We start from the raw sequence: 15960 nt of genomic DNA on the forward strand, positions 1-15960 counted from the left end.
ATTACAGTTTTGCGACGCCATCTTGTCTCCCTTCCTGACGGACATGCACGGACGCGACCGCACACAGGGGGACAGATATGAGGATCAACGGCACGACCGCATTGCTGGCATCGGGCATCTGCATCGCGGCACTGGCGACACCGGCCCAGGCCCAGCAGCGCCAGTTCAACATTCCGGCGGGAAGCCTCAAGGCCGCGCTCGACGCCTATGGCCGCCAGGCCGGCCGGCCGATCATCTACAAGGCCGACGACGTCCGCAGCGCCCGCTCGCCCGGCTATCGCGGCGTCTCCACGCCCGATGCCGCGCTCGACGCCATTCTCGCCAGGAGCGGCTTCAGCGCGCGGACCGACAGTTCGGGCGCCATCGCCATCGTGCGGAGCCAGACCCGAATATCGGCAGTGACGGAAGCACCGTCGGCGAATGGCGACGATGCGGGGGATGAAGCCGTTCCCGGCGATATCGTCGTCACCGCAGCACGCCGCGAACAACGGCTCGTCGACGTACCGATGAGCATCACCGCCGTTTCGCAGACGGAGCTCGACCGGCGCGGCGCGGTGTCGCTGCTCGATCTTTCACGGAGCGTGCCGGGGCTGGTCGTCATCGAATCGGGGCCGGGCCAGAACCAGCTCTTCCTGCGCGGCGTTGCCAATCCCAACGGCATCGCGTCGCTGGTCGGTGTCTATCTCGACGAAATCCCGGTGACCGGCGCTTCGCTCGGCCAACCCGATCTCCAGCTCGTCGATCTGGAGCGGGTGGAGGTTCTGCGCGGGCCGCAGGGCACCTTGTACGGTCAGGGATCGGCCGGCGGCACCGTGCGCTTCATCACGCGCCGCCCCGATCTGAACACCGTCTCGGGTGAGGCAAGCCTGTCCGCCTATGCGACCGAGCATGGCGATTTCAGCGAACGGTTCAGCGGATTCGTGAACGTGCCGGTCATCGACGACGTTCTCGGTTTCCGCGTCTCGGGCAAGCTCGCCAATATCGGCGGCTGGGTCGATCAGCCGGCGGCCGGGCGCAAGGACATCAACGATCAGCTGATCCGCAACGTCCGGATCAAGGGTCTGTGGAAACCCGCCGACGGGCTCGACATCGTCGGCACCGTCGTTCTCCATCGCAACAAGGGCGACGGCCTGACGGTGGGTGCGGACAAGCATTATGACGTCGATTTCCCCAATGGCGATCCGCTGGCCAGGGAAGATTTCGTCGACAATTACGAGATCTACAATCTCACCGCGACCTATGATTTCGGCGGGGTGGAGCTGATGAGCTCGACCAGCCATGTCGACGCGCACAAATACAGCGCCGGCGTGGCGTTGAAGCTGCCCGGCCTCGAAACCTTCAATCGCGATACGCTCGACAGCAAGTCCTTCGCGCAGGAAGTGCGGCTCAGCTCGTCGGGCAAGCGCCGGTTGAACTGGGTTGTCGGCGCCTTCTACACCGACGAGACGATCGACCGGCTGCAAGTGCTCGATCTCTATTCCGAAGGCGAGTTTCTGGGCGTGGATTCGCTCGCGTCGAGCGACAAGTCCGAAACCGTCTCGGTGTTCGGCGACATATCCTTTTCGGTCACCGATCGTTTCCATCTCGGCACCGGGCTGCGCTATTTCCACGACAGCCGGAAGCGCTCCCGGACGGCGGCGCCCGATCAGGCCGGCACCTTCGAGTCGGTCAATCCGCGCTTCTACGCCTCCTACGATCTGGCCGACAACGTCACCCTCTATGCCAATGTCGCCAAGGGTTTCCGCAGCGGCGGCTTTCAGGGCAATGGTGCGAACCGGACCTTCGATCCCGAGAATGTCTGGTCGTACGAGGCCGGCACCAAGGGGGCGCTCGACGGCTTTCGTTGGGAAGTCACCGGCTTCTACAGCAAATATAAGGGCTATCAGGCGTTCGTGCTGGGCGATGGCGTGTTCGGCGGGCTGATGAATGCGGGCAACGCGGAGATCTACGGCGTCGACTGGCTGTTCTCGGTCGATCCGGTGAAGAATCTGACGCTGCAATTCAGCGGCAACGTCACCGACACCGAACTGGTCTCGGTGCTGCCCGCATCGACATCGAACATCACCGGCGACCGGCTCGACTATATCCCCGATTATTCGCTGTCCGCCTCGGCCGAATACCGATTCCACTGGGCCGCCGAAACACCGGGCTTCGCCAGGGTCGATTACAATCAGATCGGACCCGGCACCGTCACCGATCGCAGCCTCGACATCGTCGCCTTCCGCACCAACACGCTCAACATGCTGAACGCGCGGATCGGGCTGGAACATGGCCGCTGGGGCGTCGAGCTGTTCGGCGAGAACCTGCTGGGCGAAAATGGCCGACAGGATCCGCTGGAAGCGCTGGGTTTCGGAACCCGGCCCAGGCCGCGCGTGATCGGCGCCAAGGTCAAGGCCAGCTTCTGATCGTCGCTAGCGCAGGCTGCGCGAAACCTAAATCGCGCAGCCTGCGCTAGCTGTTTGTGCTCGCATCGTTTTACGCGGAAAACCGGTTCCCACTTTTCCGCACGATGCTCTATTTCTTCCGGATATCGACCATGACCATCTCGGGGTCGGGCGTGTCCTCCATATGGACCGGCTTGCTCGGCCGCTTGAAACGCTGCTCGAACAGCCGATCATAGCGCGGATCGCCTCCACCCGCGCTCAGCCGCAATTCGCGCGTGACGATATCGCCGGTGAGCAGGTTCCAGCTCATCTCGAACCCGTCATGCGCGAAGGTCCGGCTGTAGAGCGTCGCATCGAGCCCGATCAGCCGCATTTTCGCGCCGCCGGGTTCGGCGCGGAAACGATAGGTCGCAGCGATCGCAGTGGTGCCGCCCGACAGATCCTCCACCTTGAGCACGCCTTTCGCGATCGAGAGTTTCGCGGCCCCCAGCGCGGCGGTGTCGAGCCTGAGCACACCTGCTGGCCGATAGGGCGTCGGCCCGCCATGCGCGCTCAGCAGCACATGCACGGCGCGCGCATCGGTGCTACCCACGGCATAAGCGGTATCGATGCGACCATCACCATTCAGGTCGCCATCGCCCCGGCTTTCGATCTCCTCGCCCAGTTCGATCGTCTCGTTGAGGATCGTATCGCTGATCCGCGCGCCGCGCTCCGTCGGCGGTGCGGCGACGGCCGGCCCGGCTATTATCAACGCAATGATCATCGACAGCCGCATCCAGCGCTCTCCCTCCATGCCGGTCGTGATTAGCAGAAGGGCACGAGCCCCGACAGCATCTGTGCCCTACAGCCAGCGGCCCGTCGCCGACGCATATGCGCGATAGGCCGGCCCGCCCCTATCGATCGGTCAAGGCGTCGCGAAGTGCGCGGACCTGATCATTCAGTGCGATCATTTCAGGGACGCTGAGCTTCGAGCTTTCGAGCAATGTGCCGGTGAGGCACGACGTCTCCTGGCGCAGCGCCTTGCCCCTGGCGGTCAGGAACACCTGAACCTGGCGCTCGTCGTGCGGATTGCGCTGACGCGAAACGAAGCCGGCTGCCTCCAGCCGTTTCATCAACGGCGTGATCGTGCTCGGTTCGAGCGCGAGCCGGTCGGCAATGGCGGTGATCGTCTGGCCGTCCCCCTCCCACAAAGTGCTCAGCACCAGATATTGCGGATAGGTCACGCCCAGCGAATCGAGCATCGGCTTGTAGAGCCGGTTGATCGCGATCGTCGTCGAATAGAGCGAAAAGCAGAGCTGCGCGTCGAGCGGCAGAGGCTCGCTGGTGGGTCCGGACACAAAAAACCTCGCTTTCAAATCAATCCCTTATTGCGCCAATATATATCGCGATAATTTTCTTCTGGACAAGAGGGAATATGCGGATCTATCTAATACATATCGCGATAAGGATTATCGCAGTAAGCAAGAAGGGATATCACCATGACCAAGTCCAAACTGCTCCTCGCCGCCGCTGCCTCGCTCGCTCTGGGCACGGCTCCCGCCATCGCGTCCGCCAAGGCCGACGCCCCGGTCAAATCGATCGTGCTCGTGCATGGCGGCTTCGTCGACGGCTCGGGCTGGCAGGATGTCTACAAGATCCTCAAGACCGACGGCTATGACGTCACCATCGTCCAGAACCCGACCAACTCGCTTGCCGACGATGTCGCGGTGACGAAGCGCGCGATCGCCGCCGCCAAGGGCAAGGTGATCCTGGTCGGCCACAGCTATGGCGGCGTGGTCGTCTCCGAAGCAGGGACAGACGAGAAAGTCGCCGGCATCGTCTACATCGCGGCTTTCGCGCCCGACAAAGGCGAATCCGTCGCGTCGCTGATCGCCAATCCCGCGCCGGGCGCGCCAGTGCCGCCGATCCTGCCGCCCAAGGATGGCTATCTCTTCCTCGACAGCACCAAGTTCGCCGCTTCGTTCGCGGCCGATGTCCGCCCCGATGTCGCCCAGTTCATGGCGGACTCGCAGGTGCCATGGGGCGTCGAGGCATTGTCGGGCGCAGTGACCAGCCCGGCCTGGCGCGTGAAGCCGAGCTGGTATCTCGTCGCCGGCGAAGACCGGATGATCCCGCCCGCGGCGCAGCGCCAGATGGCGGCACGCGCCGGCGCGCATGTCACCGAAGTAGCGGGCAGCCATGCCATCTATGTCTCGAAGCCCGCGGCCGTCGCCGCGATCATCGAAGCTGCGGCGCGCAAGACCGGCGAATAACCCCTTCACTCCCGCCCGCAGGCGCCGGGCCTCTTCCGAGGCCCGGCGCTTCCGTTTCGACCGACGGCTGGGCCGCGTCATGGAATTGGACCGGAGCCGCGCGAACGGATACCTCTTAGCGACGTCGGCCGGGGATCATGAAGGGCGGAAAAATGGGGATGTCGGTTCACGTCATTTCGGTCGGCGTGCTGGCAATGGTTTTCACCATCGCCACGCTACGCCCGATCAATATGGGCCTGTTGGCGCTGGCGGCGGCCTTCGCCGTGGGAAGCGTCCTGGCCGATACGTCCGCCAAGGACGTCCTGGCCGGCTTTCCCGCGGACCTGTTCGTCACATTGGTCGGAATCACTTTCCTGTTCGCCATCGCCGAGCGCAACGGAGCAATCGACTGGATGGTGCGCGGCCTCGCCCGCCTCACCGGCGAACGCGCGGTGATGATGCCATGGGTGGTGTTTGCCGCGGCCGCCGCGCTCACTGCCTTCGGCGCACTCGGCCCCGCCGCCGTCGCCATCGTCGCGCCGATCGCGCTGCGGTTCGCCGCGCGCCACCGCATCAGCCCGCTGATGATGGGATTGATGGCGATCCACGGCGCCCAGGCGGGCGCCTTCTCCCCCACCTCCATCTATGGCGGCATCACCAATGGCGTGGTTGCGCAGGCGGGCATCGATCCCGCGCCCACTGCCCTGTTCTTCGCCAGCTTCGGATTCAACACCGTCATCGCGATCGCGGTCTTCCTCGTGCTCGGCGGATATCGCCTGCTGCGCGATCCGCCCGAACCGTTCGAGGATCAGGCGGATGCCGATCCGGCAGAGGGCATGCGGCGCGAACGGCTGCTTACCCTGCTCGTGCTGGCCGCGACCGCGGTCGTCGCGATCGGCTTCGACGTCAATATCGGCGTGCTGGCGATCGCCGCCGCCGCGCTGCTCGCCATCGCCGCCCCGCGCTCGCAAAAGGGGGCGGTCGACCGTGTCGCCTGGTCCACCGTCCTGCTGATCTGCGGCGTCGTCACCTATGTCGCGTTGCTGCAGAAGCTGGGCACGGTGACCGTTGCGGGCGACGCGATCGCGGGGATCGGCATGCCGCTGATCGGCGGTCTGCTGCTCTGCTATCTTGGCGGCGTCGTCTCGGCCTTCGCCTCGTCCACGGCGCTGCTCGGCATCGTCGTGCCGCTCGCCCTGCCCTTCCTGGCCGCCAGCGACATGAATCCCATCGGCACCGTCATCGCCATCGCGATATCGACGACGATCGTCGACACCTCGCCCTTCTCGACCAACGGCGCCCTCGTCGTCGCCAATGCGGATCCCGACCGGCGCGATGCCCTGTTCCGCCAGTTGCTGCTGTACAGCGTGGTGGTGACGCTCATCGGTCCATTGCTGGCCTGGGCGATCTTCATCCTGCCGTCCTGAACTTGTAGCAAAGTTTGATGGGGTGGGAGGTTCGCCCTCCAGCTCACCCACCGATCCCGTCGAGTTCGGCGAGCACATCGCCGGGCAGCACCAGCTCGGCCGCCGCCAGATTCTCGTGCAGATGCGCCACTGAAGACGTGCCCGGGATCAGCAATATATTGGGCGATCTTTGCAGCAGCCACGCCAGCGCCACTTTCATCGGTGTCGCATCGAGCCGGGCCGCCACATCCGATACCGTCGCCGACTGGATCGGAGAGAAGCCGCCGAGCGGAAAGAACGGAACATAGGCGATGCCCAGCGCGGCGAGTTCGTCGACCATCGGATCGTCGGCGCGATGGACGAGATTATAGTGATTCTGGATGCAGACCACCGGCGCGATCGCCCGCGCCTCCGCCAGTTGCGCCGAGGTGACGTTGCTCAGCCCGAGATGACGGATCAAGCCCTGACGCTGGAGGTCGGCGAGCACTTCGAACTGCCGGGCGATCGTCCCCTCTACCGGCCCTTCCAGGCCGCCGACCCGCAGATTGACGACGTCGAGCGCCTCGATGCCGAGATTGCGGAGATTGTCATGCACGCCGGCGATCAGGTCGGCGGGTTCGAGCGCGGGAATCCATGATGCGTCGGCACCGCGCACCGCGCCGACCTTGGTCACCAGCTGCAGCGCTTCGGGATAAGGGTGCAGCGCGTCGCGGATCAGCCGGTTGACGACATGCGGACCGTAATAATCGCTCGTGTCGATATGGTTCACGCCGCTCGCGACCGCTGCTCTCAGCACCGCGATCGCGGCATCGCGATCCCTGGGTGGCCCGAACACGCCGGGACCGGCGAGTTGCATCGCGCCATAGCCCAGGCGCTTCACCATGCGGTCGCCGAGAGCGAAGGCGCCGGCCGTGTCGAGATCGGTCATTGGAAATCTCCTTGATGGGATGACCGCAATATGGACCTCGCCCGTTTGCACGATAAGTCGTAACAATCGGCACGGGCTGTACGGAATAGCGAACAATGGCGACCGAACTTGATGACCTGTCGATGTTCGTGACGATCGTCCGCGCGGGCGGATTTCGCGAAGCCGCGCGCACGACCGGGGGCTCGGCATCGGGCCTGAGCGAAGGGGTACGGCGCCTCGAAGCCAGGCTGGGGATCCGCCTGCTCAACCGGACGACGCGCAGCGTCGCCCCCACCGAAGCCGGCGCACGCCTGTTCGAACGCCTCGCACCGGCGCTGAGCGAGATCCGGGCGGCGGTCGATGTGGTCAACAATTTCCGGGATCGCCCGGCGGGGACGCTCCGGCTCAACGTGCCCGCCAATGTCGCGCGGACCGTGCTGCCGTCGATCGTGATCCCGTTCCTGCGCGCCTATCCCGACATCCAGCTCGAAGTGACGGCGGAGGACGGCTTCGTCGATATCCTCGCCTCGGGCTGCGACGCCGGCATCCGCTACGAAGAGCGGCTGGAGCAGGACATGATCGCGGTGCCGATCGGCCCGCGCACGCAGCGCATCGTCACCGCCGCCGCACCATCCTATCTCGCCGCCCATGGCCGGCCCGAACATCCGCGCGACCTGCTCCGCCACGCCTGTATGCGCGGACGTTTTTCGGGCGGGGCGATGGCGACCTGGGAATTCGAACGCGATGGCGAGGTCATGCGCGTCGACCCGCCCGGCCCGCTGCTGATCCAGCCCGGCCTGGCCTGCGACCTGATCGTCGAGGCCGCGGTCGCGGGCCTGGGCATCATCCATCTTTTCGAGGACTGGCTGAAACCGCATCTCGACAGCGGCGCGCTGGAAACCATCCTCGAACCCTGGTGCCAGAGCTTTTCCGGGCCGATGCTCTATTATCCCGGCCGGCATTATCTGCCGGTGCCGCTGCGCGCCTTTATCGATTTCATCAAGGCGGGAAGACCGGTCAAGGCCGGGTGAACCCGGCGGCGACCAGCCGCATTGCCGCCTGATTCCGGTTGCGTGAAGCGCGACCGGCGCGGGGCTTGACATATGCCATATATACATGTATATGTATATACATGGAATCGCAAATTACTCTGTTTCACGCATTGGCCGATCCGGCCCGGCTTCGCATCGTCGAGATGATGAAATGCGGCGAATGCGCGGTCGGCGACATCGTCGCGCACATGGATATCAACCAGTCGGGCGTTTCGCGGCACCTGCGCATTCTGGCCGACGCCGGCATCGTGCAGATGCGCCCGGACGCGCAAAAGCGTCTCTATTCGCTGCGCAAGGAAGCGTTCGACCGGCTCGACGCCTGGGTTGCGGCGTATCGCAGCCATTGGGAAGCGCGGCTCGACCGGTTCGGCGCGGCGCTCGAGCGAAACCGCACGGCGGAAACCGATACCAAGGAGGACATATGACGACGACGGCAGCCGCGCGGGCCCGGTTCACGATGGAACGCAGCTACGCAGCGTCCGTCGAGGAGGCATGGGCGCTCTGGACGACCAAGGCCGGGATCGAATCCTGGTGGGGGCCGGAGGGGTTCGAGGTCATAGTCACCTCGCTCGATCTGCGGCCTGGCGGCGCACTGGTCTATCTGATGACCGCGACGGCGCCGCAACAGGTGGCGTTCATGGTACAGGCAGGCATGTCATTGTCCACCGAGGCCCGCGTCACCTACACCGAAGTCTCGCCGCCCACCCGGCTGGCATACACGACACTCGTCGATTTCGTGCCCGACGTGACGGCCTATGAGGTGGCGACCATCGTCGAGTTGCGGCCGACCGCGGACGGCGTGAAGCTCGTCATCACCTTCGATGCCATGCACGACGATATCTGGACCGAGCGGGCCCGTGCCGGTCATGAGAGCCAGCTTCGCAAACTCGACGGCCTGCTGGCCGCACAAGGCAAGACGGGCGGCGCGTAGCCGCCGGCTTCCTCGTCACGGCGGGATTGCATGAGCGCATTTTCCAGTCAGGCGGACTCACCTGACGCCTCGAAGATACCGGAAAACAGGCGAAATCCGGAGCGCTGTACGATTCGACCCGATCGTTCAGCGCTCCGGCCATTCGCTATTTGATCGCCGCCAGCGTGTAGAGGAATTCGGCATAACCCATCGTCGCGTCGACAAGGCCCGCGACCTTGGGGTTGGTCGAATCGATCAGGAAATATTCGTCGGGCGCATGGGCATTGCCCCCGGTGCCGAGCCCGAAACGGCCGACCGGCACCGAGACCGGCGGCTGGGTGAAAGTACCGCCCGGCCAGCTCCCGGCGAGGCGGACATTGAGGTTGGGCCTGACGCCCAGTTTCTTGTAGGTCGCCACTTCGGCGCGGATGAGGCTGCTATTCTCATCGGTCTCGGTGGGATCATAGCCGCCGCTGACGTTCATCTCGACATCGGTGAAGCCGTGCTTGTCCAGATGCGCGCGCAGCTTCTTCACCGCCTCGGCGCGCGTCTGGTTGGGGACGAGGCGCAGGTCGAGCTTGGCGACCGCGCGGCCGGGCAGCACGGTCTTGCCGCCCGGGCCGGTATAGCCCGCGACCAGCCCCTCGATATTGACCGTCGGTTCCTGCATCAGCCGGATCATCGCCTCGTCGAGCGGCAGGTCGTCGATCCAGTGGGTGATGCCGAGATCGGCCTTCATCTGCGCTTCGTTCGTCGTCTTCACCGCGTCGCGGATCAGCGCCTTCTCGCGCTCGGTCAGCTTGCGGACATTCTCGAACCAGCCCTCGATCGCGGGCGTGTTGCCGTCGGGCGTGACGAGGATCTGCAGCGCCTGGACCAGTCGCCAGGCGGGCGAATCGACCGCGGCCTTCATGCTCGAATGCACGTCCTTCCTGGGGCCGCGGCCCCATTTCTCGCCGCTCGCGACCAATTCCAGCTCGACAATGCCCTTCGCGCCCAGCTCGACCGCGGCATTGCCGTCGAGATCCTGGAGCGAGGTGGGCATGAACACGCCGTCGCATGTCTTGAGCGCGGCCAGCACATTGGGTTTGGTGACGAGCTGGCGGAAATGCGGCGAACCGACCTCCTCCTCTCCCTCGCAGACCAGGACGAGATTGACCGGCAGCTTGCGCCCGGCGGCGCGGATCGCGTGGAGCGCGGCGAGGAAAGTGCCCTCCGGTCCTTTATGGTTCGCGCTGCCGCGCCCCATCATCACCGTGCCCAGCCCCTTGCGTTCGGTCAGCCTGCCCTCGAGCGGCGGCGACGACCATTCGGCGGGGTCGTATTGCTTGACGTCGTACATGAAATAGAGGCCAAGCGTGCGCGGCGCACCGACATCGATCGTACCGAACACGCCCGGATGCCCGTCGGTCGGCACGATCTCGACATTGGTGAAACCCGCATCGCGGGCGAGCGCGGCCATATAGGCCGCCCCTTCGGGCATGTTGCGGTTCTCCGCCGCGATCGAGGGCAGTGCGATCCAGTCGCGGATCCGCTTGATCGACGCGTCCTTGCCGGCCTGCGCGGCCTTGCGGATATCGGCCATGGCCCCCGACTGCGCAAACAGCATCGACGGTTGCGCAAAGGCGGCCCCCGCGCCCAGCATGGTGGCGGCGCGGATCATGTCGCGGCGGTTCGGTCGGTCGATGGTGCGGAAGTCCATTTTGCGTTTCCCAATGCGTCGGTTTCACGCACGAGATTTTGATGGCTATGGCGCGGAACGCAACGCGCAAAAGCTGGGGCTCAGACTAAGCAATTCTACGCCTAACTCCTATCTCACACCCATAAAACAGTGGTTTTCACAAAGATAGGATGAGCAGGACAAGTGCTTGAAATCCGTCTTCCAAATCCAAATCCACCCTCGCCACCAAAACCATTGCCGCCGGAAAGCCCGCTTGAGCCGCAAGGTGGTGCGATACGCATCTGACGCCCGCCCTTCCGTCCCGCGTCACGCAAACATCATCCATCCGACCTGAAACCGTAACGCCCGTCCCCTAGCCGCGCACCGAACGGACATGGTTCGCAATATGGGGGAAATGATCATGAAACAGTCCACGCTTCGGCTGAACGCGTCGCTCGTCGCGATCGGGGTCGGGCTGCTCGCCGCCGCACCGGCGAGCGCGCAGTCGCGCCAGGTGACGACGCCCAACGTCACCACTGCCGAGGGCACGACGACGGTCGTGATGAACGGCACCAGCTTCGCCAACAAGGGACTGGTCGGTGCCGGCCGGCTCGATGCCAATCTCCGCGATTTCCGCAACGAGACGCTGGGTAGCTTTTCCGGCATGGCGATCAACCTGTCGACCTGGCGCCGCAACGCCGACGGCAGCTATGCCAGCAGCATCTACACCCTGCCCGATCGCGGCCCGTTCGACGGCGCGATCGACTATCGCAACCGGGTCCATACCGAAAACATCGTTTTCCGGCCGCTGACCGGCACAGGCAGCCTGCCGCAATCGGCGAGCTCGCAGAATCAGCTGATCATCACGCCCACCGGCGGTTTCACGCTGAAGGATGCGAACGGCGTCGAGATGACCGGCCGCGATCCGGGCGGCAACACCGTCACGCGCAACGGCATCGTCTATCCCGTCGCCACCGACGGCACCGCCGCCGGCCATGTCAGCCTGGATGCGGAGGCGATCGCCTTCCGCCCCGACGGCACGTTCTACATCTCCGACGAATATGCCGCCGGGCTTTATTATTTCGACGCGACCGGCAAGCAGATCGGCGCGATCCAGACGGTGCCGGCGCTGCTGCCGCGCACGGGCGGCGCGATCGACTTCAACAGCACCACGCCGGGCCAGAGCGGTCGTCGCAACAACCAGGGCCTGGAAGCCATGGCGATCACGCCGGACAACAGGAAGCTGGTCACGATCCTGCAATCGGCGACGGTGCAGGACACCAACGGCGCCAATCAGCAGACACGCAACAACACGCGCATCCTGGTCTACGACATCAGCACCAACGCCACGCCGACCAATCCGATCGGCCATTATGTGCTGCAGCTGCCGACCTTCAACAATAACGGCTCCGGCGGCGCGCCCGACCGCACCGCGGCGCAATCCGAAATGCTCGCGCTGAACGACACCCAGTTCCTCGTGCTTTCGCGCGACGGTCTGGGCCGCGGCGTCGCCGCCAATGCCAGCACCAGCACGACGCCGATGTTCAAGAGCATCCTGCTGGTCGACACGGCGAACGCCACCAATCTCGCCGGCACGCAATATGAGACGAGCAACACGCCGATTGCCAGCAACGGCACGCTCAACCCGAGCATCGTTCCGGTCCAGCAGGTCGAACTGGTCAACATGCTCAACCCCGTCCAGCTCGCCCGCGTCGGCATGAACATCACCCGGCTGCCGCTGACCAACCCGACCTCGATCGGCGAAAAATGGGAAGCGATGGCGCTGGCCCCGGTGCTGGAGGAAGGCGCGCCGCAGGATTTCTTCCTGTTCGTCGGCAACGACAATGATTTCCAGGGCACCAGCATCATCTTCAACGGCGTTCCCGGCACCTCCGGCGCGCTCGACGGCACGGGCAATAATGACAGCATCCTGCTGGTCTATCGCCTGACCCTGCCGACCTATGTCGACCCGATGGCGCTCCGGGCGATGAATGCGATGGCGCCCGACGTGCTTTACGGCACACGCATGGCGATGAACGGCCTGGGGATGAGCGCGACACAGCCGGCGATGCGTTTCCTGAATGCGCGGCGCGGCTGGGAAGCCCCCGAAAACGACGGTCACGTCCAGCTGTGGCTCGATACCGACTGGAGCAAGAACGGCGCCGGCGCGAGCCCGCTGACCGGGCTCGATGTCGACACCATCGCGACCACGGTCGGGCTCGACCTGCGGATCGGCGGCAATGCACGGATCGGCTTGATGGGCGGCTATCGCAAGATGGACGGGCGGCTCGCTTATGGTTCGCCGCTCGACGCGCGGGCATGGACGATCGGCGCCTATGCTGCGATCGAGACGCCGATGGGCCTTTACGCCCAGGCATCGGGCGCCTGGCTGGGCGACGCCAAATTCCGCGAGATCGGCCGCATCTCCGCCTATGGCCAGCAGGCGACCGGCAAGACCAAGGGCGACGGCTGGGCGGCGAGCGGCGAGATCGGCTGGACCATCCCCGTCGGCAAGGCCAGCCTGACGCCCTTCGCCGCGGTCGACTATGTCGATCTCTCGCTCGACGGCTATACCGAGACCGGCGCCTCGGTTTCGAACATCGTCTATGCCGCGCGCAGCTTCAGGAAACTGACGGCGAGCGTCGGCGGCGAATTGGGCGTGCAGCTCGGCGCGATCCGCCCGGCGATCCGCGGCGGCTACAGCGTCGAGAATGAAAGCGGCGACAAGAGCGCGGCGGTCCGCCTTGCCGGCGCGCAGCATGCTATGGGCTCGGCAGTGCTGCCGCTCGCCGATACCGAACGCGACAGCGCCTTTGGCGAGCTGCGCGTCGCCATGCGCGACGGCCCTCTCTCCGGCTATGTCTCGGGCCGTGGCCGCTGGGGCCGGGGCGAGGACGACGCGCGCGTCTCGATCGGCGTGGGCTATTCGTTCTGAGGTCGGCAACTGCCCCGGGCCGTCGTTCGCGGCGCCCGGGGCCGTTTTGACTTTCCCGTGAAAGGCCCCGGACATGCGTTGAAGGCCGGGGGTTCCGACGCGTTGATCGGCGGGACAAACGGCGGCAGATATGCGTACAGTCCGGTTTTCCTGAAGCGGGGGCTCATGCATGTCGTTCGGTGACGCCGAAAATTGGAGCCAGCGCTGATGCACGGCGTCGAAGCGTTCGAACTCGTGCTCGGGTTGCTCGCCCTTGTCGTCGCACTCCATTGGCTGGCGCTCAAGCTGCGGCTGCCGCCGGCCACCGCGCTTCTCGTCGGCGGCGGCGCGCTCGCCTTCGTGCCCGGCCTGCCCGCGATCTCGCTCGATCCGGAACTGGCGCTGGTCCTGTTCCTGCCGCCGCTGCTGATGGACGGCGCCTATTACACCGCGCTCGGGCGCTTCCGGCGCCATTTGCCGGGCATCCTCTCGCTTGCCGTGGGGGCGGTGGTCTTCACGACGCTCGCCGTCGGGCTGGTCGCCCATTGGCTCGTTCCCGAACTGCCATGGGCGGCCTGCTTCGCGCTGGGCGCGATCGTGTCACCGCCCGACGCGGTGTCGGCGCGCGCAGTGCTCAAGGACGTGCCCCTGCCGCGGCGGCTGTCCGCGCTGCTCGAGGGCGAAAGCCTGCTCAACGACGCGACCGGACTGATCCTGTTCCGCTTCGCCGTCGCCGCGACCCTGAGCGGGGTCTTCCATACCGGCGAGGCAGTGCAGAGTTTTGCCATGGTCGCGATCGGGGGCGTGATCGTCGGCCTGGGGGTCGGTGCGATCTGGGTCTTCGTCGTCCGCTACCTGCGCGATCGGATGCTAGTGGTCGTCGCGACGACCGCGCTCGGCTGGGCCGCCTATCTGGCAGGCGAGGCTGTCCATGTCTCGGGCGTGATCGCGACCGTCGCCGCCGGCCTGGTGCTCGGCTGGTATCAGCATGTGGTGCTCTCCGCCGATGTCCGGCTGCTCGGCAATTCGGTCTGGCGGATCCTGGTCTTCGTGCTCGAAGCGCTCGTCTTCATCCTGATCGGCTTTTCCCTGCGTGGCGCCGTGGAACGGATCGGCGGGATCGACGCGGTGCCCGCATCGATGATCCTCGCAGTGCTCGGGATCGTGCTGACCGTCACGCTCGTCCGCTTCCTCTGGATCTTCGGATCGGAGGCGATCCTCGAAATCGCGTACAAGGCGGGATTGAAACGGGCGCGTCCGCTCGGCTGGCGACAGGCCGTGATTCTCGGCTGGGCGGGCATGCGCGGCGTGGTGACGCTGGCGGTTCCGCTGACGTTGCCCATGAACATGCCCGGTCGCGACCTGATGCTGATCTGCGCCTTCGCGGTCATCTTCGCGACCGTCGTGGTGCAGGGCTCCAGCCTGGGCTGGCTCGTTCGCAAGGTCAGGCCGATCGACGCGGATCCGCCCGCGAAAATGGGCCTGCCGGCCGCCGAGGCGGCGATGGCGCGCGCCAGGATCGCAGTCGTGGAAGTGCTCGCATACGCACCGGACGGCACGCTGATCCACCCCCAGATGCTTGAGGAACATCGACGCCGGATGCGCTTCATGGAGCGCTATGAGGACAATGCCGCCACCGAGATGGAAAATCTGCGGCCGCATTTCGATGTGCTGCTCAAGGCGATCGCCGCGAGCCGGGAGGAACTGATCCGCATCCACCGCGCAGGGCTGATCGAGGACGAGGTGCTCCACGAGTTGGAGCGCGACCTCGACGTCGAGGAATTGGCGATGATCTTTCAACGGGGCGAGTAAAGCGGGCGGCCTGGATTGCCGTCATCGACCAATCGCGTCCACGGATCGGCGATGGGGTCTTTATCCCGACGCCGCGTATATCTACGGTCGGGCGAATGCAGGCATGTCCGACAATCCGATTGGTGAGCGCAGCGGCGGTGGCCCTGATGCTCTCGGCCTGTGCGGGGGGCAAGTTCCGGCCGGTGAGCGATACGCCGGTCAGGATCGGCCCACCCTATTCGATACGCGGCACCACCTATGTGCCGGCTGCCGCCCCGGCCTATGACGTGCTGGGATATGCCAGCTGGTATGGCAGCGAGTCCGGAAACCGGACCGCCAATGGCGAGCGCTTCCACCCGGCATGGATCACGGCCGCCCACACCACCCTGCCATTGCCGACCTATGTCGAGGTGACGGCGCTCGATACCGGGCGGCGCAGCATCGTGCGGATCAACGACCGCGGCCCCTTTGTGCAGGGCCGGCGCATTATCGACCTGTCGCGCGGCGCGGCCGAACAGCTCGGCATGAAGGCGCAGGGCCAGGCCCCGGTGCGGGTGCGCCGGGTCGAGCCTTCGGAAAAGGACCGCAAGCGCCTCCGCAAGGGCAAACCCGCCGCCGCGCTCGAACCCTTGTCGCAACGCGAATTGCAAAAGCTTCGCGCGCAACTTTCGGCGAAAGGCCAGTGAAGCCCGATTGAGGGCACTG

Annotated in this window: 13 protein-coding genes; 9 read left to right on the top strand and 4 right to left on the bottom strand. The window is 65.4% G+C overall.

The window, feature by feature from the left end:
• Positions 1–77 precede the first annotated feature (77 nt).
• Complete coding sequence (locus AC3WN8_RS07550; RefSeq protein WP_492668784.1) at positions 78–2405, top strand: TonB-dependent receptor; 2328 nt, start codon at positions 78–80, stop codon at positions 2403–2405.
• Positions 2406–2514: 109 nt separating this feature from the next.
• Here the strand turns inward: AC3WN8_RS07550 and AC3WN8_RS07555 are convergent, their stop codons facing one another.
• Positions 2515–3159: a hypothetical protein gene (locus AC3WN8_RS07555; RefSeq protein ID WP_492668785.1), complete on the bottom strand. Its 645-nt coding sequence runs from the start codon at positions 3157–3159 to the stop codon at positions 2515–2517.
• A gap of 118 nt (positions 3160–3277) precedes the next feature.
• The gene (locus AC3WN8_RS07560; RefSeq protein ID WP_492668786.1) at positions 3278–3721 is read right to left on the bottom strand and encodes a MarR family winged helix-turn-helix transcriptional regulator; all 444 of its coding nucleotides are present in this window, start codon (positions 3719–3721) and stop codon (positions 3278–3280) included.
• Between the two features lie 141 nt (positions 3722–3862).
• On the opposite strand from AC3WN8_RS07560, the gene AC3WN8_RS07565 reads away from it, so the two are divergent.
• The gene (locus tag AC3WN8_RS07565) at positions 3863–4636 is read left to right on the top strand and encodes an alpha/beta hydrolase (RefSeq protein ID WP_492668787.1); all 774 of its coding nucleotides are present in this window, start codon (positions 3863–3865) and stop codon (positions 4634–4636) included.
• A 158-nt stretch (positions 4637–4794) separates the two neighbouring features.
• A complete protein-coding gene (locus AC3WN8_RS07570) occupies positions 4795–6042 on the top strand; it encodes an SLC13 family permease (protein WP_492668788.1) in 1248 nt (415 codons plus the stop codon).
• 43 nt (positions 6043–6085) lie between these two features.
• Here the strand turns inward: AC3WN8_RS07570 and AC3WN8_RS07575 are convergent, their stop codons facing one another.
• Positions 6086–6949, bottom strand: coding sequence for an aldo/keto reductase family oxidoreductase (locus AC3WN8_RS07575; RefSeq protein WP_492668789.1), 864 nt, complete (start codon positions 6947–6949; stop codon positions 6086–6088).
• Between the two features lie 95 nt (positions 6950–7044).
• Between AC3WN8_RS07575 and AC3WN8_RS07580 the strand changes: the two genes are divergently transcribed.
• The 3 genes from AC3WN8_RS07580 to AC3WN8_RS07590 all read left to right on the top strand — a co-directional run bounded on the left by AC3WN8_RS07580 (position 7045) and on the right by AC3WN8_RS07590 (position 8911).
• The gene (locus tag AC3WN8_RS07580) at positions 7045–7959 is read left to right on the top strand and encodes a LysR family transcriptional regulator (protein ID WP_492668790.1); all 915 of its coding nucleotides are present in this window, start codon (positions 7045–7047) and stop codon (positions 7957–7959) included.
• Positions 7960–8060: 101 nt separating this feature from the next.
• Positions 8061–8405, top strand: a complete 345-nt coding sequence (locus AC3WN8_RS07585; RefSeq protein WP_492668791.1) for an ArsR/SmtB family transcription factor — start codon at positions 8061–8063, stop codon at positions 8403–8405.
• On the top strand, positions 8402–8911 hold the full coding sequence (locus tag AC3WN8_RS07590; protein ID WP_492668792.1) for an SRPBCC family protein: 510 nt from the start codon (positions 8402–8404) through the stop codon (positions 8909–8911). The genes AC3WN8_RS07585 and AC3WN8_RS07590 overlap by 4 nt, the downstream gene beginning before the upstream one ends.
• 145 nt (positions 8912–9056) lie before the next feature.
• Here the strand turns inward: AC3WN8_RS07590 and AC3WN8_RS07595 are convergent, their stop codons facing one another.
• Positions 9057–10592 carry a M20/M25/M40 family metallo-hydrolase gene (locus AC3WN8_RS07595; RefSeq protein WP_492668793.1) on the bottom strand — a complete coding sequence of 512 codons (1536 nt, stop codon included), beginning with the start codon at positions 10590–10592 and terminating at the stop codon, positions 9057–9059.
• A gap of 379 nt (positions 10593–10971) precedes the next feature.
• Between AC3WN8_RS07595 and AC3WN8_RS07600 the strand changes: the two genes are divergently transcribed.
• The 3 genes from AC3WN8_RS07600 (at position 10972) to AC3WN8_RS07610 (ending at position 15941) form a co-directional block, all read left to right on the top strand.
• Positions 10972–13485 (top strand): esterase-like activity of phytase family protein, encoded by a 2514-nt coding sequence (locus AC3WN8_RS07600; RefSeq protein WP_492668794.1) that lies wholly within the window; start codon positions 10972–10974, stop codon positions 13483–13485.
• A 207-nt stretch (positions 13486–13692) separates the two neighbouring features.
• Positions 13693–15276 (top strand): Na+/H+ antiporter, encoded by a 1584-nt coding sequence (locus AC3WN8_RS07605; RefSeq protein ID WP_492668795.1) that lies wholly within the window; start codon positions 13693–13695, stop codon positions 15274–15276.
• Positions 15277–15422: 146 nt separating this feature from the next.
• Positions 15423–15941 carry a septal ring lytic transglycosylase RlpA family protein gene (locus tag AC3WN8_RS07610; protein WP_492668829.1) on the top strand — a complete coding sequence of 173 codons (519 nt, stop codon included), beginning with the start codon at positions 15423–15425 and terminating at the stop codon, positions 15939–15941.
• The last annotated feature ends 19 nt before the right edge of the window (positions 15942–15960 follow it).

The sequence above is a fragment of the Sphingobium sp. FW305-3-2-15-F-TSA7 genome (genome assembly GCF_058787155.1).